Source organism: Cohnella hashimotonis (assembly GCF_030014955.1).
Classification (GTDB): Bacteria; Bacillota; Bacilli; order Paenibacillales; family Paenibacillaceae; genus Cohnella; species Cohnella hashimotonis.
The window spans coordinates 6195849-6219600 of record NZ_JAGRPV010000001.1 but is presented as its reverse complement, the minus strand read 5'-3'; the positions used below and the strand labels follow the sequence as shown (position 1 = coordinate 6219600).

The window sequence follows — 23752 nt, the reverse complement described above, 5'->3', positions numbered from 1 at the left end:
CTGCGTTTTTGCAGTTATTCGCCGGAAAACGAAGTTTCGAATCAAAAAAGATGCAGATATGCACTTATTTGTCACCGGCTCTCGGGCGGACGTGTGTCAATAAAGCGAGGCATGTAGCAAAGAGGACGCACGCGCTGTCAGCGGGCAGTATTGCGAGCCAACAAGGGGGACGAGGCGCATGAGCGCAGGCAGAACGGTTGACGAGCTGGTGATCTGGCACGAATTCGACGGACCTGGGGACACTTCGGTCGAAGTGCTGGACGAAATCGGGCGGATGTACGAGGAACGGTACGGGATACGGGTGCGGGCCGAGGCGATGAGCATCGCGGACCTCGGCCGGCGGCTGACGCGGCTGCCGGAGGACGGCGCAGGGCCGGATATGGCGATGGTCCCTTCGGATATGGCGAACTACTGGGAAGCGGCGCGCCTGTCCGAAGTGGACGAAGCCATGCTGCAAGGCTTCGTGGCGCCGTCCGCGCTCGACACGATGCGGATCGGGGGGCGGCTGTACGGCGTCCCCGTGCTGACGGGCAATCATCTCGTCCTCTACGTCAACAAGGCGCATTATCCCGAAGCGCCGCAGACCTGGGAGGCGCTGGAGAGCGGCGCGGCGCGGCTGCGGGAAGCCGGGATCATACCGCTTGGGATCGATCTAGGACAAGCTTACAGCTTCATCCCGTTCCTGACCGCGTTCGGCGGCTGGCCGATGGCGGACGGCCTTGTCACGCTGGATACGGATGCCGCCGAGCAGGCGCTGGCTTTCCTGAGGCGCGGATTGGCGTCCGGCAAGATCGCCAGCCTGGACGGCGCGACGACGCTGCTCGAGCGGTTCGCCGAGGGGCGCATCGGAGCGATCGTGACGGGCGAATGGATCTACAACTATCTGAGTCGCCGTCTTGGGGACGAGCTGGCGGTAGGGGCCATCCCGGCAATCGGGGGGCGGCCGGCCGTATCGATGTGCTCTTCAATCGGGCTCATCTTTCCGTGCAGAGCGCTCTCGTCCCCGCGCAGCGCAGCGCTGCGCGCCTATGCAGCCTTCATGCTGAGCGACGAATGCCAGCGGCTGTGGGCAGACCGCGTGCAGCGGATTCCCGCCGCGAACGCCGCGCTGGAACGGATCGAGTCGGCGGGTTCAGCCAACAAGCGGCAGCTGATCGCCCAGCTCAGGAGCAGCCGGCCAATGCCGGTCAGTCCCTATATGATCGCCGGTTGGGTCGGCATGGAGGAGGGGCTTCGGCGGCTGCCGGAGGACGGGGCGCCCAGGGCGCGTACCGCCATGCATGAACGGGCGAGCGCTGTGATGGCTGAAGTGGACGATTATCTGGAGCAACTCAAAAAAGGAGCGAGTGTCGGATGAGAGTGACCGTATTCAGCCAAATCTCGATCGACGGCAAGCTGACGTTCGGCGAAGGGCAGTCGAGCAAGGAGCTGTTCCAGCTTTTCGACGAGGACGACATGACCTACATCCACCGGTTCCGCGGACAAGTCGACGGGATTATGGTCGGCAAAAATACGATTTGCACCGACAATCCCTTTCTGACCAACCGCTACGAGAAAAACCGCAACCCCGTCCGGATCGTGCCCACCCGTACGCTCGACATTCCGCCCGCCAGCAACATTCTGTCGGACGGCGAACGTACGTTGATCGTCACGACCGAGCGCGGCATGAACGACGACAAGCGCCGGCAGATCGAGGATAAGGGCAAGGAAGTCATCGTATGCGGCGAGGAGCTGGTCGACTTTGCCGCGCTGTTTGACCGGCTCGAGACCGAGTACGGCTTCAAACGGCTGATGGTCGAGGGCGGCGGCATGCTCAACTGGCATGTGTTCGACCGCAATCTGGTGGACGAGATTATTCTGATGCAGCTTCCGATCATCATCGGCGGCGGCACCAACATCACGCTGGTGGACGGGCAGGGCTACGATCGGATGTCGTTCACCAAACGGTTCAGCGTCGTAGATGTCCAGCCCCGCAAAAATTACACGCTGATGCGTTACGCCCGTTACCGCGATGCCGGGGAGGATGCACTGCTTCATGGATGACACCAAGGCCGGCTTCTACAAAAGCCTTTATAAAATCGCCGTGCCCATCGCGCTGCAAAGCCTGATCATGGCCGCCCTGTACATGACCGACCAGCTGATGGTCGGCCAGCTCGGCGACGTGGCGATCGCTTCGGTGGGCATGGCGAGCAAGATCTACAGCATTATCTCCGTCGTGCTCGCGGGTCTCGCCACAGGATTGTCGGTATTTGCCGCCCAGTACTGGGGCAGTAGAGACGAGCGCAGCATCACGGATTTGCTCGGCATGACGCTGCTTATCGGACTGACCTTGTCCGCCGCATTCTCGGCGTTCGTATTTTTAGAGCCGCAGTTCTGTCTGGGCCTGTTCACGACCGACGCGCGGGTCACCGGCGAAGGCTATATTTTTCTGAAAATCGTGGCGCTCAGCTACGTGCCGACGATGCTCACGATGGTTTATTCCGCCATTATGCGGAGCACGGGCCACGTCAAGTATCCGATGTACGTCAGCCTGGCCGTCGTCATCGTGAATATCGCGCTGAATTACCTGCTCATCTTCGGCAACTGGGGATTTCCGGAGCTGGGATTGGCCGGCGCGGCCTACGCGACGCTGACGGCGCGCATCGTCGAGTGCCTGCTGATCATCGGCGCGGTGTACCGGTTCAAGCTGCCCGGCGCCGCCGGGTTCCGGCATCTGCTGCGGTTTCGGGGCGATCTGGCGCGCAAGTTTTTGCTCACGACATTTCCGATCGTGCTGACCGAGCTGATCTGGGTGCTTGGGGAGGCGGCTTACGCCGTCATTTACAGCCGGATGGGAACGACCGAGATGACGGCGATGACGGTCACGTTCCCGCTGCAGGGGCTAAGCATCGGGCTGCTGTCGGGCCTTGCCGGCGCGGCTGGCGTGCTGGTCGGCAACCGGCTCGGCGCGGACGAGCACGCGCTCGCCCTCGATTATGCCCGCCGGCTGATCCGTGCGGGCATCGGCTTGTCGCTGGCCCTGGGCGTCGGCATCGCGGCGCTTGCGCCGCTGTATGCGTCGGCATTTTCGATTACGGGCGAAGCGCGCGACTTGTCCGTTCACGTCCTATGGGTGTTCGCGGCATTCATGTGGGTCAAGGTCGCGAACATGATCATCGCGGGCGGCATTCTCCAGAGCGGCGGGGATAGCAAGTTCGTGTTCAAAATGGAGTCGGCCGCCACCTGGCTGATCGGCGTCCCGCTCGGGCTGCTGCTCTCGTTCGTCTGGAAGCAGCCGTTGTTCTGGGTGTACTTTTTTTTGTCGCTCGAGGAGCTCGTTCGCTTGGGGGCGGGGCTGCTCCGGTTCCGTTCGCGCAAATGGATCAAAAATCTGACCGGCCAAATCTCGGCTTGAGGAGGAGGAAAAGATGCGAGATACCGAGACCAGGCACGCTGCCGTTGGTTATGCTGCGGCGGCGGATGTCCCGCTGTCCCACCCGCAAAAGCGGATCGGCTATGTCGAGCAGCGTTACCCCGATACTTCTCTTCATGTGGTGGGCTGCACCTCCGTTATCCATGGCAGTATCGATTTTGACCGGCTCGCGCGCGCGATACGTAGGTTCGTGAACGCGTACGATGCGTTCCGGCTCGCGTTCGCCGAGACGCCGGACGGCATGATGCAAGGGCTGCACAAGGCTGTGCCGGCGTACGAGATTCCGCTCGTCGATCTGTCGGGCGAAGCGGACCCGGAAGCCGAGCTCGAGCGATTCGTGCGCAGGAGCGCAGCCGAGCCGATGCAGCTCACGGACGGAGTGCTGTTCCGCTTCGCGATGTTCCGGCTGGATGGCGAGCGTACGGGATATACGTACCGGTTCCATCACGCCATTGCGGACGGCTGGTCGGTGCAACTGCTGTCTGAGCGGATCGCAGACCTGTACGAGTCGGACGCATCGGTGAGCGAAGAGACGGCTGGCAAGGCGGGCGAAGGGGAAAACGCCGGAAAGGAAGACCTTCGGGGGGAGACGGAGCGTTCGGTCAAGACGGATGACGCGGACGAGCCGGAAAACGCCGGCTACTTCGCCCTGCTGGAACGCGAACGGCAATATGCCGCTTCGCCGCGCATCGAGCGGGACCGGCGCTTCTGGCAGACGCAGTTCGCCGAGCTGCCGGAGCCGCCGTACCCGCTCGCCGAAGGCAGCCTTGCCGGGGAGCGGCATTCGTTTCGCATCGATCCGGAATTGAGCGCCGCCGTCCGTCGTCACGTCGAAGCGTACGGGCTGTCCGTTCACGCATGGTTCACGGCGCTGGCGCTGACGCTGCTGCACCGCGATACGGGCGCCGGCGATCTCGTTGTCGGCATGCCCGTTTACAACCGGACGACACGAGAGGAGAAGCGGCTGTTCGGCATGTTCGCGAGCACGATGCCGCTGCGGATTCGAGTTCAAGGGGACGAACCGGCAAACGACTTTGTCATGCGGGTTCAAGACCGGCTGCGGGCCTGCTTGCCGCATCAGAAATACCCGTACGATCTGCTGGCGCAAGACCTGGAGCTTCGCAGGCAAGGGCTGGACGGACTGTTCCAGGTGACGGTCAATGTCTATAATACAAAGCCGCGCGGCGCACTGGACGGTTACGCCGTGGAAACGCGGGAACTGTACGCCGGCTGCCAGACGAATCCGCTGGACGTCGTCGTTCACGAATGGGCGTTGGATGGCGGGTTTACGGTGGACCTGAAGTATCGCAAGTCCTGCTTCGACGCGCAGCGCATCGAGGCGATGGCGGAATCGTTGCAGGCGCTGCTTGGCGGAATGCTTGCGGACGGCGGGCGCTGGCTGGCCGATCTGCCGATGGCGAGCGGGCGGACGCTTCGCCTGCTGGAGGCGTTTAACGATACGCATCGGCCGTATCCGGAGGGCCGTACGCTGCACGGATTGTTCGAGTCGCAGGCGGCGTTGAGTCCCAAGCGGATTGCCGTCGAGTGCGCGGGATACACAGTGAGCTATGAGCAGTTGAACGAAGTCGCCGACCGGATCGCGGCGCGTCTGCGGGCGGTCGGCGCGGGGCCGGGAACGATCGTCGGGATTTTGGCGGAGCGGTCGCCGGCGCTGCTCGCGGGCATCTACGGCATTCTTAAGGCAGGCGCCGCTTATTTGCCGCTCGATCCGGCGCATCCGGAGGACCGGATCGCATACAGTCTGGCGGATAGCGGGGCCGGGTGGCTGCTGGTGTCCGCAGGTATGCGCGACCGTGCGGCCGGGTGGAAGCTTGCGATGGAAGGCGAGCTTGCGTTTGTCGAGTTAGATGCGTGGCCGATGACCGGACAGGACGTTAAACGGGAGACCGAGCCGGATACAGCAGGACCGGCCGTCTCCAGATTCGCGGTCCCCGCAGGTAGGTATGCAGGCTTAAGAACGGTGCCGGAAAATCTTGCCTATCTCATCTACACCTCAGGCTCCACCGGCAAGCCGAAGGGCGTCATGATCGAGCACGGCGCGGCCGTCAACTTCGTCGAAGCGATGGCGGAGGCATTGCCGCTGCCCGACGCGCCGGTGGTGCTGGGCGTGACGACGGTGTCCTTCGACATCTTTGTCACCGAGTCCCTATTGCCGCTATCCAAGGGAATGCGGGTCGTGCTCGCTACGGAGTCCGAGCTTCAGGACGTGGACCGACTGCGATCGCTGATCGCGCGCAGCGGGGTCAACGTCGTGCAGATGACGCCTTCTCGCATGCAGCTGCTGCTTGAGGACGAGGACGCTGGGGGGCCGTTTCTCGGCGGCGTGAAAGTCGCGATGCTGGGTGGGGAGCCGCTGCCGCCCTTGCTCCTGACGCAGCTCCGACAGCGGACGGAGGCCCGGCTTTTTAATATGTACGGGCCAACTGAGACGACCGTCTGGTCCACGATGCAAGAAGTGACCGCGGGGCGGCGCATCACGGTAGGCCGGCCCATCGCGAATACGCAGGTGCTGATCCTGGATCGGCGTGGGGAGCTGCTTCCTGTCGGCACGGCTGGCGAGCTGTGTATCGCGGGCGCTGGGCTCGCGCTGGGCTATCATGGCCGGGACGAGCTGACGGACCGGGCGTTTGCGGCACATCCGCTCGCGGGCGGCAAGCTCTACAGGACCGGCGACCTCGCCCGGTGGCTGCCGGACGGCACGATCGAGCACCTGGGCAGAATCGACCGCCAGGTCAAAATTCGCGGCTACCGGATCGAGCCGGGTGAGATCGAGAGCTGCCTGCTGTCGCACGACGCGGTCTGGATGGCGGCGGTCGTCGACCGAGAGGACGCGCACGGCATCCGCGAGCTGTATGCGTACTATACGGCTTCGCGGCCGGTGACGCCGGCGGAGCTGCGTACGTTCGCCGCGCGTTGGCTGCCGGCGTACATGATCCCGGCGGCATTCGCGGAGCTTGCCGCGCTGCCGCTCACGCCAAGCGGCAAGGTCGACCGCCGCGCGTTGGCCGACCTGCCGCCGGGCGCAGCGGCCCCAGCGACGCGAGCGGCACCAACTGCGGTTGCACACGTTGCTGCAACTGCCGGCTCTGCGGCACCTGCCCTGCCCGTCGCACCTGTGCTTCCCGCAGGAACTGCCGGTTCTGCGGCACCTGCGCTGCCCGCAGCAACTGCCGGCTCTGCGGCAACTGCCCTGCCCGTCGCATCTGCCCTGCCCGCACCTGCCGCACCTGCCGGATCTGCCGCATCCGGCGCAATCGCCGCAGCCCGCGCTATCGCAGATTACGGCGCCGGCTCGCTCGTCCAGTCCGCGGCGCCGGACGCCGCCGCATCCGAAGCCGCCACCGCATCTGCGCGTCCGGCCCTGGACGCCTCCGAGCCGGACGGCGCCGGTCCGCTCCTGCTCAGCGACACCGAAGACGACCGCGCGCTGGCGCATACGATCGCAGCCTGCCTGTCGTCGCTGCTGCCCGGCGAGCCGCTTGGGCTGGACGACGATTTCTTCGCTTACGGCGGACACTCGCTCCATGTGCTTCGCGCCGTCGCGCTCCTCAAGGCGCGCGGCATTCCCGCCAAAGCATCGGATTTGTACGCCGAGCCGACGCCGGCGGGGCTCGCATCGCTGCTGCGGATGCGCCAGGGACGCTTTGCTTATCGCGCCGTCGCCGAGTCCGGCGCTTCGCCGATGCATGCGCCTTCGCCGATCCGCGTGCTCGGCAGCGTCGCGCCGAACCGGGACGATTTTACCTGGGAACAGATCAACTGCTTCACCAAGCCGATGGCCATCCTGTTCGATTCGCTCGCGCCGGGAACCTTCGACCTGTTTTTGTTCCATGTGCAATTCGGTCTTACCTTCTTCCCCGACGGCTGGAAGGAGGACCTGTTCGAGCGCGGCAGCGAGCCGCATGCCGACTTCTTCGAACTGTACGAAAAAGCGCTGAAGCCGATCTTCGGCGTCGATCTCGGCCGACGTTCCTACAGCAGCGAGGCGGAGATGCGCGAGGTTTTGATCGAAGCGCTGGATCGGGGACAACCGGCGCTCGTGCCGGGCGACCTGTTCGGCCTGTATTATTCGCATCATTATCGCAGCGAGCCGCACACGCACTATTTTATCGTTAAAGGCTACGACGCCAAACGCGACCTGCTGTTCGTGCTGGACAATATGCATATCGACGACGGCGCGCGTCCCGTCTACCGGGACTTCGTCATTCCCTTCGCCGGGCTGTACGAGATGAACAGGCTCTACGCCGTCAATTGGTGCGCGGACGGGACGGCACCTTATTTATGGTCGCTCAGCCGTCCGACGGACGAGCCCGTCTCTCCGGCGTCGTCGCTCGCCTATCATCGGGAACAGCTGGAGCGTTGGCGGCGCGGGGAATCGGCGCTTCGCTTCCTGGAGCGCGAGATTGCGATCGAGGTGGAGACGCGGCAGGATGCGGGGAGGTTTGCCAAGGCGATCCCGCTCTCCAACTACAAATCCGTCTATTACGAGCTGCTGTACAAGCTGCTTGAAGAGGCTGGAGGCGAGGCCGCCGCCGTCGGGGCGCTGCGGGCGCGCAGCGCAAAAATCGCCGCGGCCTGGGAACCGCTCCGGCTCGCGCTGTTCGACCGCATCGGCGAGCGGACGTACCGCTTTGCGGACCTGATGCCGGAGATCGAGCGAAACGTGGCGGAGGAGCATGCCTTTTTCGAGGAGACGCTGCTGCTGTTGAAACAGACCGTGTCCGCCGCTGCCGAAGGGCGAGACTACGGAAACGCGATTGAACTGGATGGAACCGGACGGCTGCAAGTTATCAACCCGAACGGTACATTGATTGAGCGGACGGGCGAGCAAATTCGAATCGTGCACACCGTCGGTCGCATCGACGATACGTGGATCGTGAAGGACGAGGCGCCGCAGCTGCTGCTATCGCCCGTTTCAGAAGCGTTCGCCTTCGAGACGGCGACGGTTAACGACGTGAAGTTCGGCGGCTGCTTCCACAACGGCATCATCGTGAAATTCAAGACGAAAGGCAAGATCATGTTCGGCTGCGCGCGGCGCAAGCTGCTGGGCGTGTTCTACCCGGAGCGCACGGACAACTACGAGCTGTACGCGAGGCCGGAGGTGGATGCCGTTCACGAACTGCGCATCGAGGCGGAGGAAGCGGGCAAATTGCGCTTTTTGGCCAGGCACGGGACCGAGGAGGCGTGGGAGCTGCTGCTCGAGCTGGACGCACCGGACGAGATCGCCCGGATCGGGTTGTTCTCGAAGACATGGGAGCCGACCGACCATGCGACGGTATTTTCAAACGTAAGGTTCATGACAGGCGCGCGGGCCATCCGGTCCGCAAATACGTGGAGAGGGGACGGCTACGATGCGGATTGAGGCGCCGTTGCAGCGGATCGCGGAGTATGTGGCGGAACAGGGGGAGGGCAGGGAAAAAATCTGGGTGCCGGAAATGTGGAACACGTGCGGATACGGTAACATCGCGGAACGCCGGGCGGGCGAGATTCTGGTCGATGCCTACCCGTTTATGTCGGCGCATTTGCGCAGGCTGACGGAGGGCGCTCGGCACGACGCCTCCGCCGAGGTCGCATCGGCGCGCGAGACGGCGGGAGGCGGGGCGGCTCCGGCTAAAAGAGGGACGACTGCAATCGCAGCCGCAGCCAAGGCCGCGACGGCGCCCAAGGCCGATCTGGACGACAGCGTCATTTACAGCACGCTTGTCCGTTACTCGACGGCCTGGGATTACGCCGGCGACGGCAGCATCTCGTCGGGCACCTTTCTGCGCTTCATGCTCCTGCTCCCGCTGCTCAAGCGCATGGGCGTCAACATCGTCTATATGCTGCCGGTGACGCGGTACAGCACGCTGCACTTGAAGGGAAATATCGGTTCACCCTATGCGGTGCAGTCGCTCTTCGAGCTCGACCCGAATCTGCACGATCCGCTGCTGGACGGCATGCCGGAGCTGACCTTGCACGACGAACTGTCCGCCCTGGTGGAAGCCTGCCATGCACTGGACATGCGGGTTGTCGTCGATTTCATTCCGCGGGTGACCGCGCGCAACAGCGACCTGCTGGCAGCGCACCCGGATTGGGTGTATTGGATTCGTAAGGAGGCGCTGGACGGGTTCCGGCTGCCGCATATTCCGGAGCTCGGCTTTTTCGAGGAATGCACGCCGGACAAGCTGGAGACGGTCTATCGCAGCGAGGAGACCGCGGACTTTCTCGCGCAATTTTCCGAGCCGCCGAACGTCCTGGACGAAGCGCTCTGGCAGAAGCTTAAAGCGCGGGCCGAGGAAACCGGCGAGGAGCTGCTGACGCTCGTCGAGGCCGAGATGGGCATCACGACGTCGCCCGCCCACTCGGATTGGATCAACGACGTGCAGCCGATCTGGACGGACATCACGTTCTGGCGATTGTACCGCGATACGGCGCCGGCAGCCCGGTCTTACATCCGCGCAGATCAGCCGCCCTACGTGCTGTTCGACACGATCAAATGCAACTACTACCCGGGCAAGGAACCGAATCGGGAGCTGTGGAACCTGCTGGTGGCGGCCGCGAGGTTTAATCTCGAGCGTTACGGGATCGACGGCTTTCGCATCGATATCGGCCATGTGCTCCCGGTTCCGCTGCTTGAGGAGATCTTCGACGCCATCCGTTCGATCCGGCCGGATGCGCTGCTGATCAGCGAGGATCTGTTCAACCGCAATCACCGCAAGGCGGCGGCCGTCGGCTACAATATCATGCTCGGCAGCGGCTGGAACGTGATGACCGACATCCGCAAGGACAATCTGCTCGCTTACGTCCGGGAGCTGCCTGAGCTGGACATACATGTGTTCGCTTGCGCCGAGACGGCCGACACGCCGCGCATCACGAGTAGGGGCGGGACGCCGCTCGCGCGGATGATCGCGGTGTTCAACCACTTTTTGCCGCGGGCCATCCCTTTCATCGCGACCGGCTTCGAGCTAAACGAGCGGCAGCCGATGAATTGCGGGCTCGGGGACAACACGGACGGCGCCGACATCCCGCGCGCGTTCTTCCACGAGATGATGATGGACTGGAACAACCCGAGCCCGATGATCGATCTGCTCGAGCGGCTGTCCGAGACGCGCAAGCGATTGCTGCCGCTTTTGAAGCCGGAGCGCTTTTTCACGCCCGATACGCCGGATGACGTGGTGGCTTACGGCTATCGTTCGGAGGCGGGAACGGTGCTTGCGGTGTTCAATCTGGGCACGGAAATGCCGGTATCTCTATCGGCGGCCGAGTTGTCGGGGAGCGGGGGTGTCGGAGAGCGCGGCGGACTAACAGTATGCATCGATAGCGCGGTGGATTCGCCGCAGCTCGGTCGCCGCGTAGATCGCTTCGGGCTGGGGCCGCGTCAAGCGATCGTGCTGTCGACGGACTAGTCGGTTCGGGCTTTCTCGCATGCCCGGGAATCTCCGCAAAACCCGCCGCCGGGGTGGGGAGTTACACGAAAAAACGCGCAACTCCCTTAGAACCCATCGGCTCGAAGCGCCTTTGTACGAATGGGCCGAAAAGCGCAAATCGGCATTGTGCGCAAGAAATTAGCCGCATAAATGCACTTTTCGTTTGCGACGTTAAAAAGCGGTATCAGCCGGTAAAGGCTGTACCGCTTTTTAAACCGGCGCTATTGCTGGGCAGAGTCATGCCATGGGCATCCCGCCGACTGATCAAAACGCTTCAGCCATCGGCGGCTGCGCTGCACAGACAGTCTTACTCGGCGGCGCTCGCTTCGACGGCCAGAGCAGACGACGCACCTGTCGGCGACTGCATGATGGCGTAGCCGTAAGCGGGCAGCTCTGCAAGCAGCGTGCCCGTCGCGCCTGCGGTGACGGCCGCGCCGGTGATTGCGTCGCGCCATTCGCTAACCTGCTGCGCAACAGGCACATCGATCGAGACCGGCTGTTCCTGGTTGTTCAGGACGATCAGGAATCGCTCATCCGCGTCCCAGCGCTCGTAAGCGAGCACCTGGGGCTGCGTCTCGATCGGCACGAACGCCAGGCCGCTGCCGCGCAGCGCGGGATGCGCCTTGCGCAGGGCGATGAGGCTGCGGAAGAAGCCGAAAAGATCGCGGTCCTGCTTGGTCGAATCCCACTCCATGCATCTGCGGTTCAGCGGATCGTGCGCGCCGTCCATGCCGATCTCGTCGCCGTAGTAGACGCAAGGCGTGCCCTGGAAGGTCATCTGGAAAAGCGTGGCCAGCTTCATACGGCGTTTGTCGCCTTGGCATAGGGTCAACAGGCGGTCCGTATCGTGGCTGCCGAGCAGATTGAAGGCGACTTCCATGATCTGCTGCGGATAGCTTGCCAGCTGCGCACCGATTGCCTGCGCGAATCGCGGCGCATCGGTCGTGCGGTGCGCGAAGAAGTTCAGCAAAATGTTCGTGAACGGATAGTTCATAACCGCATCGAACTGGTCGCCCTGCAGCCAAGGCATCGCATCGTGCATAATCTCGCCCAGGATGTAAGCGGAGGGATTAGCCTGCTTGACGACCCGGCGGAATTCCCGCCAGAACTCGTGATCGACTTCGTTGGCCACGTCGAGGCGCCAGCCGTCGAGGCCGACCTCTTCGATCCAGTAGCGCCCGACATTGAGCAGATAATCCTTCACCTCGGGGTTCGCGGTGTTGAGCTTCGGCATGATCGGCTCGAAGCTGAATGTTTCGTACGTCGGCACGCCGTCCACCACGCCAAGCGGCCACTGACGAACGCGGAACCAATCGACGTAACGCGAATCGGGGCCATGCTCCAGCAGGTCCAGGAAGGGGGCAAAGGTGCGTCCGCAGTGATTGAATACGCCGTCGAGCAGGACGCGGATGCCTCTCGCATGGCAGGCGTCCACGAGCTCCTTCAGTTTCTCGTTGGTGCCGAACTGAGGATCGACACGCATGTAGTCCGACGTATCGTACTTGTGATTGGTCGTCGCGGCGAACAGCGGGTTGAAGTAGACGGCATTGACGCCGAGCTCGCTCAGATGGTCCAGATGGTCGATGACGCCCTGAAGATCCCCTCCGAAAAAGTTGGTCGGCGTGGGCACGCCGCCCCACGGAAGCACGTTATCGGGACTGATGGAAGGATCGCCGTTCGCGAACCGCTCCGGGAAGATCTGGTAAAATACAGCTTCCTTGGCCCATGCCGGAGGCATGTGCACGTCCTGCGGATTAAGGTAAGGAAAGTCGAATAAGCCTTCATACATTACGGTCGGCGGCTGCTCGAAAAAGCCTTTTTCCAGAAAGTAAACGGTCTCTTCCTCGTCATGCAGCGCAAAGTAGTATACCAGCCGGCGATACTTGGGCTTCACTGCGGCCTGCCAGTAGTCGAACAAGGCGTCGGAGCACCAACGCTCCATCGCGACCTTATCGTTTGCCTTGCTCCAATCGTACTTGTCTCCGCATACCAGATCGACACTGGCGACGTCGCCGCGCTTGGTCCGCAAGCGGATGTGGAGCGTGTCTTCGTCGTAGGCGTAAGACCAGTTCTGTCCCATGCGATGGTAGACGGCTTCGAGCTGGATCATGGATAAAGGCCTCCTCAATCGGCAAGTAAACGCAAAAAGGGTTCAACCTCAGATGAAGACGAGGTTGAACCCGAAAGTTTCATTGCCTTTAAATTTCCTACATCATATCATAGCGCTCTCAAGAGTTCAATAACCATTTGTGGATATAGATGGGGATACGGTCGGCTCGGAAGACGGGACGGATCGGACCGGACCGTTCGTTTCGCTGAAGCGAGTTGGAAGTAGAGAGATATCGTTAAAAAGTTTTTGAAGAGGAGTTGACAAGAGAGGCGCCTCTCTACTAAGATGAGTACATAAATGATCGCTTCACTTTTTGGGAACGTTCCCAAATCTGAATCATTTGCAAGGACGACTGGCACGAACTTAGCGCTTTATGAACAGAAGTCGGAGGAACGAGTCAATGTTCACCGGCAGCATGCAACCCGGGCGCAGTCGGTTTCAAGCAAACGGTTTTATTTACAGCATTAATGGGAACGTTCCCAAAAATAACGATTGAAAGTAAGCGCTTCATTATGAAGGGATTAGCGCGGTTTGCGAAAGAGACCGTTTCAAGGCTGTTTGCGGATGAGTCCGTTTCAAAACTGTCTGCGCTAGGGGGCGGTTTAAGGCTCGCTTCCGAAGCCGGCTCAAGGCCATTTTCCGAAGAACCCGGTTCCCGGCTATCTTCACGAAGGAGAGGGCTGACGGGGAGCGCCTCCGGACGTATTTTGAGATGGATTGATGTAGCTGAAAGTCGGGTGGGTAAATAAGATAGCCATCGCTTCGCGAATCTGATAATCTCATGTTATCGTTCTTTTTGGGAACGTTCCCGAAATTCATGATCCGCTGAAACAAGCGTGTCCCGAATCCCGGGAATTACTTTACGGAAAGCAGGACGACTCATGGGACCGACCATTCACGACGTAGCCAGATTGGCTAACACCTCAAAAAGCACGGTATCTCGCTATCTCAACGGACAAAAAGTCAAACGCGCCACCCAGGAGGCGCTGGACCGTGCGATTAACGAGCTTAATTTTCACCGCAATGCCAATGCCCGACGGCTTGTGATGGATAAGACGAATACGATCGGCGTCGTCGTCGACAATATCTCGAACGTGTTCTACTCCGGCATTATCGGGGGAATCGAGAGCGTCGCCGGCCGCAGAGGATTCAATTGCATCTTCTATAGCTGGACCTCGAACTACGGCAGCGAGCGGGAATTTTTGTCGCTGCTGTACGAGGGGCAGGTTGACGGGCTGATCCTGGTCAGCTTCCAAAAGCGGTCCGAGGAAGACTTGGCGGAATTCAGAGACTCGGCGTATCCGATCGCGCTCGTCGGAGACCATGGCGAGATGGAGGGTCTCTTGTCGGTCGACGTCGACAACGCTGCAGGCCTTGAAGAAATCGTAAGTTACCTGCACGGTCTCGGCCACAGGGAGATCGCGTATATCGCGGGGCCGCCGCATGCCGGCGCGAGCAAGTACCGTCTCAAGGGCTTCCGCCAGTCCATGGAATCGCTTGGCCTGACTGCGAATCCGGCCTGGATCGCGGAGTCGGACTGGAGCAATCAGGGAGGCTACGAGGCGATGCGCCAGCTGCTGAAGGAAGGCGGCTTCACGGCCGTCGTCGCCTCGAACGACGAGACGGCAATCGGCGCGCTGCGGGCCATTCAGGAGCAAGGGCTCAGCGTACCTGCGCGGCTGTCGCTCGTCGGTTTCGACGACATCTCGATCTCGGAGTGGGTATTCCCTTCGCTGACGACCGTGCGGCAGCCGTTCAAGGAGATCGGCATGTTGGCGGCCGAGGGATTATTTCGCCGAATCGAGGGGGAATATGAGCGTGTGGACAGCCGTTCCTACAGCCTGCTCAAGCCGCATCTGATCGTCCGGGATTCTTGCGACAGACCGACTTCTATTTAATTAAAAGAGGGTTGATGCGCATGAACACGAAAATCAACAAGTCCTACTACGGTTACATTTTCATTGCGCCGTTTTTTATCGGGTTTCTGCTGATCGGTCTGGCGCCGATCCTGTACACCTTTTACCTCAGCCTGACCAAATGGGACGGCTTCAGCGATCCTGTGTACGTCGGCGCCGCCAACTATACCCGGCTCATTCACGACAGCTTCTTCTTCCAGACGATCGGCAGCACGCTGATCATCTGGGTGATGGCGATCATACCGCAGATCCTCCTGGCGCTCGGGCTCGCGCTCATCCTGAACGAGCGCTTCATCCGGGGCAAGCATTTCTTTCGGGCCGTGTTCTATTTCCCCCACATCGTCACGCCCGTTACGCTCGGCGTCCTGTTCAGCCTTATGTTCGACTGGCAGACGGGCAGCATCAACAAAGTGCTCATGAACATCGGTCTTGTCGACGATCCGGTCAATTGGTTCAACAATCCATGGTGGTCGCGGATCATCGTCGCGGGCGTCATCTGCTGGCAATACTTCGGGTTTAATCTCATTATTTTTATCGCCGGCCTTCAAGGGATCTCCAAAGAAGTGTACGAAGCCGCCGAAGTGGACGGGGCGACGAAGCCCGTCATCATTCGCCATATCATTTTGCCGCTGCTCCGTCCGGTCATGCTGTTCACCTTCATTACGTCCGTCATCGGCGGGCTCCAGCTGTTCGACGCGCCGCTCATGCTGGGAGACGGTCCCGGCAACTCCACGCGAACGATGATTATGTACTTGTATGAGACCGCATTTAAAAACTTCGATTACAGCTACGGTTCGGCTATCGCCTACGGCATCTTTATCGTCGTCATGTTCTTCACCGCGATCACGACGCTGGCTACGAGAACAAAGAAGGAATAGGAGGCGCCGCGCATATGAGATCCGGATATACCCACACCAAAGCCCTGCTGTATCTCTTGCTGGCTGCCGTCGCTTTCGTTTGTCTCGTTCCTTTTTACAGCATGATGATTACGTCGACCCACGCCAACTCCGATATCGCGAGCAGGCTGCTGCTCTGGCCCGGCACCGAGCTGGCCAACAACTACGAGCGGCTCGTCGGCTCCGTTCATATCTGGCGCGGCTTCTTCAATACCGTATTTCTCGCGGTCACGGGAACGGCCCTCAGCGTCTACTTCGCGGCGGCGGCGGGCTTCGGGTTCTCCAAATACCGTTTTCGCTATCGCGGTTTCCTGTTTCTGTTCGTGCTCGGCACGATGATGATTCCCGGCCAGCTCGGCATCATCGGCTTCTTCAAGGTTATGAGCATGCTGCATCTCACCGACACGTATTGGCCGATGCTGCTTCAGACACTGTACGACGCGTTCGGCATCTTCCTGATGCGTCAGTTCGCGGACGCCTCGATTCCCGACGAGATCGTCGAGTCGGCGCGGATCGACGGCTGCGGAGAATTCCGCATCTTCCACCGCATCGTGCTCCCGCTCATGGGGCCGGCCATCGCGACGCTCGCCATCTTCACCTTCATCGGCAAGTGGAACGACTTCCTGACCCCGATGATCATCCTGTTCGACAACGACAAGCAGACGCTTCCCGTCATGATCGCCAGCGTCAAGTCGGCATTCTCCTCGGATTTCGGCGCCCAGTACGTCGGCATCGCGATCTCCGTCATACCGCTGCTCGTATTTTTCGCCGTCATGTCCAAACAAATTATTAGCGGCGTAGCGGCAGGCGCGGTCAAGGGCTGATCGGAAAACGCACCGTATGAACACGCACGACACGCCGTGAGAGAGGTGATGCGGGTCCTGACGGACTGAAGGAGTTATGAAAGCGCAGTCAACCGCAAGGAACCCGGAGTTCCGCTAGTTTGGATTTCTCACTATACGATCTAAAGGGGCGATTGCTTTGAAAAGAAAATCGTGGCTTCCCGTATCGCTGGCGCTTATCCTCATCCTCACGCTGCTGTCCGCATGCGGCGGCAACAACAACGGCAATAACGCATCCCCGTCGTCTTCCGCTTCGGCTTCGCCATCGGCCTCCGAGCCGTCAGCATCCCCGTCCGCCTCGGCCTCGTCTTCCGAATCGGCTGCGCCGAGCGCGTTGTCGGGCAAGCTCGTCATCTGGACGTTCTTCGACCAGGTGAAAGACATGGCGGCGAAGTTCATGGAAAAGAACCCGGGCGTCCAGGTTGAAGTCAAGATGTTCCCGGGCGACCAGTATCAGACGAAGCTGCTGACGGCGCTGCAAAGCGGCAAGGACCTGCCTGACATCTTCGATCTGGAGCGCGGCTACATCGGCAAATTCATCGACTCCAAGTTCCTGACCGACCTGTCCGCGATGGGCGGCGAAGACCTCGTCAAAGACTACGTGCCTTACGTGCAAGGTCTCGGACGTTCCGCCGACGGCAAGCTGAAGGCTATCTCCGACCACTCCTCGCCGGGCGGCTTCTGGTACTTGAAGGAAACGGCGAAAAAATATCTCGGCACGGACGACGCGACGGAAATCGGCGCCATGGTAAGCGACTGGGATAAGCTCGTCGAGACCGGCAAAAAAGTCTATGACCAAAGCGGCGGCAAGGTTCACCTGATCGAGAATGCCGGCGACTTGTTCGACATCATGGCGTACAATACGGAGCCATGGGTGAAGGACGGCGCGCTGAACATCGATCCGAAGTGGAAGGACACGTATGCGGTCCAACAAAAGATCCGCGAGAACAACGTGGACGCCAAGCTTGAATTCATGTCCGCAGGCTGGGGCACGGCGCTGAACAGCGGCACGGTCGTTCTCACTTCCATGCCGGCATGGGCAGGCTTCATGATCGACAACAAGGACGACAAGGCCGTGGGTAAATTCGGCGTCGCTTCCACGCCGCTCGGCTTCTACACCGGCGGTACGTACCGCGGCATCTATGACAAGTCGCCGAACAAGGAACTGGCTTACGAATTCATCAAGTATATCGCAAGCTCCGAATGGCAGACGTACAACCTCGGCAAGACGGGCAACATGCCGGGCCTCGCTACGGTATATCAAGACAACATGGATTCGTTCAAGTCGAGCTTCTTCGGCGACCAGAACATCTTGAAGCCTTATTACGACACCGTCACGAAGCTGCCGGCGCTGTCCGCCGACAAGTACGGCGAAGAGATCCTCAGCCTGTGGCGCAAGTCGGCGGGCCAAGGCATTACGAACAAGACGGATTACGACAAAGTGGTCGCAAGCTTCAAAAAAGAAGTCAAGAACGCCTTCCCGGAGCTGAAGGTCGACTAAGACTGTTAATTCGAAGGAGCGGCATGGAAGGAACGGCAGTCGCCGCAGGCACGGATCTGCGGTTCGGCACGGACCGGCGACCAACGGGCATGTACCGCGGTTCGCCGGGGCCGCTGCCGGCCGGCCCTCCCAATTCCGCACGGGCTAGCGGAAGGAGAGACAGAAGAGATGCAAACCATACACGATCACATCCGGCAGCTCCGCATTATCGACGCGCACGAGCATCTGGCGACGCCCGAGATTCGCCGCAGAGAGAATCACGATCTGTTTTCGCTGCTTCACTATCTGGAATCAGACCTCATCACGGCCGGCATGAAGCGCGGCGCGCTTGACCGGGACCTCGGCTTGTCCGACGAAGAACGAGCATCTATTTTTCTGAAATATTGGCGGCGGACGTCCAACACGACCTATGCCCGCATGTTCAAGCAGGCGATGGAAGAGCTGCACGGCCTTCGCGAATGGAACGCGGAAGGCATCCTGCAAGCCAATGCGAGCGTGCTCGCGGCCAGCGCAAATCCGGGCTGGTACGACGACGTGCTCGGCGAGCGGTCGGGTATCGATCTGGCTTTTACGCTTATCCAGACGACGGACCTCGGCTACGATCGGTTCCGGCCGATCATGTTCCTCGATTTTACCTTCCGATTGAATACGACGGAGGACCTCCTCGCGGTCTGGCGGATGACGGACAAAGACGCCATCGTGCGTTCGTTCCGCGCCTATCTCGACGCGACGGACGGCCTGCTGCAACGATACAAGCAAGAGGGCATGGTCGCCACCAAGCTGGGCCACGCCTACTGGAGAACATTGGCCTGCGGCAATCCGACGCTTGGCGACGCGGAACGGCTGTACGACCGGCTGCTCGGCGGGACCGAGATGACGGAGAACGAGCTGAGACCGCTCCAGGATTATATCATCCGGCATATTATCGAACGGTCGACCGCGATCGGCCTGCCCGTGCAGATCCATACCGGACATCACGAGACAAGCGTCTCGGGCGACGGCAACATCATCGGACGCTCCAACGCCGAGCACCTCGTGCCGCTGCTGCTGGATTACCCGGAGGCGCGCTTCGTGCTGCTGCACGTCGGCTTTCCTTATCATCAGGTGTACCTCAGCATGGTCAAAAATTTCCCGAACGCCTACATGGACTTCACCTGGGTCTACATCATCACGCCGACCGCCGCCAAGCAGACGCTGCATCAGGCGATCGAGATGGTGCCGGCCAACAAGATCCAGGGCTTCGGCGGGGACTACAATCATATCGAAGGCACTTATGCGCATTTGAAACTGGCCAGACGGATCGTTGCCGAGACGCTGAGCGAGAAGGTGGAAGCCGGGGCGTTGGATGAGGCCGAAGCGATCGATTTTGCGAACCGCATCTTCCGCGACAACGTCATCGAGCTGTATGGGCTTGAAGGACTGGATTGAGGAATGGCGAGGCCAGGTCGCGTTGGAGTCGCGGGGACGCTTCTGAATGGTGAAGGACGGCGAAGAGGCGTTGTACGGCGTTTGTAGCGCGACTTGGATTCCGGCATGCGGTTGAAAGGAGGATGCTGATGTCTGAATTCACAGAGAATGCCATGCGGGGCGCGAGCGGGGCGGATAAACGATACGTGATTGGCCTCGATATCGGCACGACCTCGCTATGCGCGACGGCGGTCGATACGCGGAATGGCAGCGCGGCGCGCACGATCGTTCGGCCGAACCATGCGGCGATCGCGGGCGAGGCGCCGGACGAGCGGCTCCAGGACCCGGACCGCATCGCGGACGAGTTGCTTGCGCTGCTTGAGGAATGGCGGGACCTCCGGCCGGAAACGGCGGCGATCGGCATCTCCGCGCAAATGCACGGCATCCTCTATGTCGACGGACACGGCAGGGCCGTCAGTCCGCTTTATACGTGGCAGGACGGACGCGGAGAGCGACAGGCGCCAAGCGGGGGGACAGCGACAATCGAAGCGGGCGCGGCGGCAGGGACAATCGAAGCAGGCGCAGCGGCGGGTGTCAGGCGGGCGTCCTCCGGCGAGCCGACCTATCGGGAGCAGCTCGAGACCTTGAGCGGCTATCCCGTTCCGTCAGGGTACGGCTTGCTGACGCACGATGTGCTGCGCCGGAACGGCTGCGTGCCAGAGGCGGCCGCCAAGCTTTGCACCGTCGGCGATTACGTCGCGATGCGGCTGACGGATAGGCCGGCGCCGCTTATGGACGCCACGCAGGCGGCAGGCCTCGGTCTGTTCGACCTGCGGAGCCGGTCGTTCGACGCGGCCGCGGTTGCGCGTGCCGGCATCGACGCGACGCTGCTGCCGGCGCTGGCGAGACCTGCCGGCACTCGGTCCGGCGCGACGCCGGCTGGCGCTCTCGTCGGCACGACGCCGGAGGGCATCCCGGTCGCTGTCGCCATCGGCGACAACCAGGCGAGCTATCTCGGCACGGTGCCGGCGCTGACGGGGAGCCTGCTTTTTAATGTAGGAACGGGCGCGCAGCTGTCTCTTTACACGCCGGAGCCGGTCGAGCCGGCGGGCGGGCTGGAGCTGCGCCCGTTTCCGGACGGCGGCTGGCTGCTGGCCGGCGCCTCGCTGGGAGGCGGCAAGTCCTATGCGCTGCTCGCCGGATTTTACCGCGAGATCGCGGAAACGCTTGGCGGCGGCGAAGGCAGCGTGCCGAGCGAGCGCTTGTACGACGCGATGAATCGCTGGGCGCTGACGGCGCTCGACGAGGGGCATCCGCTGCCGCGCGTCGACGCCGCGTTTTTCGGGACGCGCGTCGACCCGGCGCGTGCGGGCGAGATCGCGTCGCTGACATCGGCGACGCTGACGCCGCAGGCGCTGACCGCGGGCCTGCTGGCTGGCGTCGCGGACGAGCTGGCCGCGTTCGCCGCGCAACTGCCGGCAGAGCTGCTCGCCGGCGTGCGGCGCCACGTCGGCGCGGGCAACGGCCTTCGCCGCAACCCGGCGCTGCGCCGGCTGTTGGAGCAACGGATCGGCGCGCCGCTTGAGCTCGCCGATGCGCGGGAAGAAGCGGCCTTTGGCGCGGCCGTGCATGCGGCGGTATGTGCGGGCATTTTCACGGATTACGACGAGGCGCTGACCCGCATGGGCGGCGCCCGCCTGACGGAAGGGGAAATCGTTTAAATGAAGCATAGAAAGCTCTACATGATCGGCAACGCGCACCTCGACCCGGTATGGCTGTGGCAATGGCAGGAGGGCTTCCAGGAAGTCAAGGCGACGTTCCGCTCGGCGCTCGATCGCATGAAGGAGTACGACGACTTCGTGTTCACGTCCAGCTCGGCAGCGATGTACGAATGGGTGGAGATCAACGCGCCGGATATGTTCGAGGAGATCCGCCGGCGGGTGGCCGAAGGCCGTTGGAATATCGTCGGCGGCTGGTGGATCCAGCCGGACTGCAACATTCCAAGCGGCGAGTCGTTCGTGCGGCAGGGGCTGTACGGGCAGCGTTACTTTATGGAAAAGTTCGGGGTGACGGCGAAGGTCGGCTACAACGTCGATAGCTTCGGCCACAATGCCATGCTTCCGCAGATTCTGAAGAAGAGCGGCATGGACTACTATGTCATGATGCGGCCGATGCCGAACGAGAAAGGCTTGCCGAGCCGGCTGTTCTGGTGGCAGGCGGACGACGGCTCGAAGGTGCTGACGTTCCGCATCATGTTCGAGTACCTGTCCTGGGGCAAGGAGCTCGGCGGCCATGTGCGCCGCGCGCTGGGCGAGTTCAAGGATCCGCTGAACGACCTGCTGTTCTTCTACGGCGTCGGCAACCACGGCGGCGGCCCGACCAAGGAAAACATCGAGAGCATCCGCGCGCTGAACGACGATCCGGAGCTGCCGAAGCTCGTATTTGCGACGCCCGACCAATACTTTGCGGACATGGAGGCATCCGGAATGTCGTTTCCGGTCGTCCACGACGATCTTCAGCACCACGCGAGCGGCTGCTACAGCGCGCACTCGGGCATCAAGCAGTGGAACCGTCAGGCGGAGAACCGTCTTGCCGCTGCAGAGAAGTACTCGGCGCTCGCTTCCTGGATTACGGGGCAGCCGTATCCGCTCGAGGCGTTCGGACGGGCTTGGAAAAACGTGCTGTTCAACCAATTCCACGACATTCTGGCGGGTACGAGCCTGGAGTCGGCCTACGAGGACGCGCGTTACCTGTTCGGCGAAGCGATGGCGATTGCGGACCGCGCGCTCAACGATGCGGTGCAGTCGATCTCGTGGCGCGTCGGCATCCGGCAGGACGAGGGCATGAAGCCGATCGTCGTGTTCAATCCGCATGCGTGGGCAAGCAAGGTTAACGTGGAGCTCGAAGTCGGGGGCATCGGACCGAAGACTGTGCTGACGGACGAAAACGATACGCCGGTGCCGTTTCAGACGGTGCAGTCGCAGGCGACCTCGGGGGGGCGCTATCGCCTGAGCTTCATGGCGGAGCTGCCGCCGCTCGGCTACCGGACTTACAAGCTGGTCGCGGAGTCGGAGTCGCTTAAAGGCTTGGGCACGCCGATCGCCGCCAGCGATCTGGTGCTGGAAAACGGACGCTTCCGTCTGGAATTCGACCGGGATTCGGGCGCGATCAAGAGCCTGCGCGACAAGAAGGCGGAGCACGACGTGTTTGCCGGTCCTGCGGCCCGTGCGGTCGTCATCGACGACAAATCGGATACCTGGAGCCACGACGTGCTTCATTTTAATAAGGCAGCAGGCGAATTTAAGGCGGTTAAAGTGTCGCGTATCGAGCACGGACCGGTCAAGTCGGTCATTCGCGTAGTAAGCCGGTACGGCGATTCGAAGCTCGTGCAGGACTTCGCCATGTATCCGGACCGCGAGCTGATCGATGTCAGCGTGACGGTGGACTGGCGCGAGAAGTTTAAGATGCTTAAGCTCGTTTTTCCGATCAACGTCATCTTCAGCAAGCATACGTACGAAACGCCTTACGGCACGATCCAGCGCGAGCACAACGGCGAAGAGGAGCCGGGCCAGAGCTGGGTCGACTATACGGGCTTGACGCGCCAGACGAACAAAATCTACGGCGTCAGCCTGCTGAACGACGCCAAGTACAGCTACAGCATCTCGGGCAAGGAACTGGCGCTGACTGTTTTGCGCAGCCCGATCTATGCGCATCACGATCCGCTCGTACCGGAGCCGGACGGGGAGTATTCGTTTATCGATCAGGGCATCCAGCGGTTCAATTATTCGCTGCTGCCGCACGAAGGCGGCTGGGAGCAGGCCGGCACCGCGCATCGCGCGGCGGAGCTGAACTGCAGGCCGACGGCAGTCATCGAAACGTACCATGAAGGCGACCTGCCGCTGGCGGATTCGTATGTGGCATCTTCCGCGGACAATGTCGTCGTGAGTGCGGTGAAGATCGCGGAAGGCGGCGGCGACGACCTGATCGTCCGCGCTTATGAGACGGAGGGACGCCGCACGCAGGCGGAGATCGCGCTGCCGCGGTTCGGACGCATCATCCGCGCAGAGTTCGGGCCGAGCGAGATCAAGACGTACCGCGTGCCGCGGGACGCGGCGCGGCCGGTCGTGGAGACGGATCTGCTGGAGCGGGACGTTTAGGCGGCGATTGTGTTAAGGGGCACGCTGGCGTGGCCGACGGGGTGAGATAGCGGCACGGAATGCCGCTATGGGTACGCTGGAATG

At 61.7% G+C, this 23752-nt stretch carries 13 protein-coding genes; 12 read left to right on the top strand and 1 reads right to left on the bottom strand.

Annotation, left to right across the window (positions count from 1 at the left end; genetic code table 11):
* Positions 1-178: 178 nt before the first annotated feature.
* Genes KB449_RS24955 through KB449_RS24935 form a run of 5 tightly spaced genes read left to right on the top strand, consistent with a single transcriptional unit; the run spans position 179 to position 10818 of the window.
* On the top strand, positions 179-1357 hold the full coding sequence (locus tag KB449_RS24955; RefSeq protein WP_282910954.1) for a sugar ABC transporter substrate-binding protein: 1179 nt from the start codon (positions 179-181) through the stop codon (positions 1355-1357).
* Positions 1354-2043, top strand: coding sequence for a RibD family protein (locus KB449_RS24950; protein WP_282910953.1), 690 nt, complete (start codon positions 1354-1356; stop codon positions 2041-2043). The genes KB449_RS24955 and KB449_RS24950 overlap by 4 nt, the downstream gene beginning before the upstream one ends.
* Complete coding sequence (locus KB449_RS24945) at positions 2036-3394, top strand: MATE family efflux transporter (RefSeq protein WP_282910952.1); 1359 nt, start codon at positions 2036-2038, stop codon at positions 3392-3394. Before KB449_RS24950 ends, KB449_RS24945 begins: the two co-directional genes overlap by 8 nt.
* Before the next feature lie 13 nt (positions 3395-3407).
* The gene (locus KB449_RS24940; RefSeq protein WP_282910951.1) at positions 3408-8795 is read left to right on the top strand and encodes a non-ribosomal peptide synthetase; all 5388 of its coding nucleotides are present in this window, start codon (positions 3408-3410) and stop codon (positions 8793-8795) included.
* Positions 8785-10818, top strand: a complete 2034-nt coding sequence (locus KB449_RS24935; protein WP_282910950.1) for an alpha-amylase family protein — start codon at positions 8785-8787, stop codon at positions 10816-10818. Before KB449_RS24940 ends, KB449_RS24935 begins: the two co-directional genes overlap by 11 nt.
* Positions 10819-11146: 328 nt before the next feature.
* Here KB449_RS24935 and KB449_RS24930 read toward each other — a convergent pair whose 3' ends face one another.
* On the bottom strand, positions 11147-12949 hold the full coding sequence (locus KB449_RS24930; protein ID WP_282910949.1) for an alpha-glycosidase: 1803 nt from the start codon (positions 12947-12949) through the stop codon (positions 11147-11149).
* A gap of 881 nt (positions 12950-13830) precedes the next feature.
* Here KB449_RS24930 and KB449_RS24925 point away from each other — a divergent pair.
* The 7 genes from KB449_RS24925 (at position 13831) to KB449_RS24895 (ending at position 23668) form a co-directional block, all read left to right on the top strand.
* Positions 13831-14847, top strand: coding sequence for a LacI family DNA-binding transcriptional regulator (locus tag KB449_RS24925; protein ID WP_282910948.1), 1017 nt, complete (start codon positions 13831-13833; stop codon positions 14845-14847).
* Between the two features lie 20 nt (positions 14848-14867).
* Positions 14868-15743, top strand: coding sequence for a carbohydrate ABC transporter permease (locus KB449_RS24920; protein WP_282910947.1), 876 nt, complete (start codon positions 14868-14870; stop codon positions 15741-15743).
* 14 nt (positions 15744-15757) lie between these two features.
* Positions 15758-16585 (top strand): carbohydrate ABC transporter permease, encoded by an 828-nt coding sequence (locus KB449_RS24915; protein WP_282910946.1) that lies wholly within the window; start codon positions 15758-15760, stop codon positions 16583-16585.
* Positions 16586-16742: 157 nt separating this feature from the next.
* Positions 16743-18104: an ABC transporter substrate-binding protein gene (locus KB449_RS24910; protein ID WP_282910945.1), complete on the top strand. Its 1362-nt coding sequence runs from the start codon at positions 16743-16745 to the stop codon at positions 18102-18104.
* A gap of 168 nt (positions 18105-18272) precedes the next feature.
* On the top strand, positions 18273-19532 hold the full coding sequence (locus tag KB449_RS24905; protein WP_282910944.1) for an amidohydrolase family protein: 1260 nt from the start codon (positions 18273-18275) through the stop codon (positions 19530-19532).
* A 128-nt stretch (positions 19533-19660) separates the two neighbouring features.
* Positions 19661-21232 carry a sedoheptulokinase gene (locus tag KB449_RS24900; protein ID WP_282910943.1) on the top strand — a complete coding sequence of 524 codons (1572 nt, stop codon included), beginning with the start codon at positions 19661-19663 and terminating at the stop codon, positions 21230-21232.
* On the top strand, positions 21233-23668 hold the full coding sequence (locus KB449_RS24895) for an alpha-mannosidase (RefSeq protein ID WP_282910942.1): 2436 nt from the start codon (positions 21233-21235) through the stop codon (positions 23666-23668).
* The last annotated feature ends 84 nt before the right edge of the window (positions 23669-23752 follow it).

Coding starts and splice junctions, on each gene's coding strand:
- KB449_RS24955 (WP_282910954.1), top strand. CDS start 179: ATGAGCGCAGGCAGAACGGTTGACGAGCTGGTGATCTGGCACGAATTC.
- KB449_RS24950 (WP_282910953.1), top strand. CDS start 1,354: ATGAGAGTGACCGTATTCAGCCAAATCTCGATCGACGGCAAGCTGACG.
- KB449_RS24945 (WP_282910952.1), top strand. CDS start 2,036: ATGGATGACACCAAGGCCGGCTTCTACAAAAGCCTTTATAAAATCGCC.
- KB449_RS24940 (WP_282910951.1), top strand. CDS start 3,408: ATGCGAGATACCGAGACCAGGCACGCTGCCGTTGGTTATGCTGCGGCG.
- KB449_RS24935 (WP_282910950.1), top strand. CDS start 8,785: ATGCGGATTGAGGCGCCGTTGCAGCGGATCGCGGAGTATGTGGCGGAA.
- KB449_RS24930 (WP_282910949.1), bottom strand. CDS start 12,949: ATGATCCAGCTCGAAGCCGTCTACCATCGCATGGGACAGAACTGGTCT.
- KB449_RS24925 (WP_282910948.1), top strand. CDS start 13,831: ATGGGACCGACCATTCACGACGTAGCCAGATTGGCTAACACCTCAAAA.
- KB449_RS24920 (WP_282910947.1), top strand. CDS start 14,868: ATGAACACGAAAATCAACAAGTCCTACTACGGTTACATTTTCATTGCG.
- KB449_RS24915 (WP_282910946.1), top strand. CDS start 15,758: ATGAGATCCGGATATACCCACACCAAAGCCCTGCTGTATCTCTTGCTG.
- KB449_RS24905 (WP_282910944.1), top strand. CDS start 18,273: ATGCAAACCATACACGATCACATCCGGCAGCTCCGCATTATCGACGCG.
- KB449_RS24900 (WP_282910943.1), top strand. CDS start 19,661: ATGTCTGAATTCACAGAGAATGCCATGCGGGGCGCGAGCGGGGCGGAT.
- KB449_RS24895 (WP_282910942.1), top strand. CDS start 21,233: ATGAAGCATAGAAAGCTCTACATGATCGGCAACGCGCACCTCGACCCG.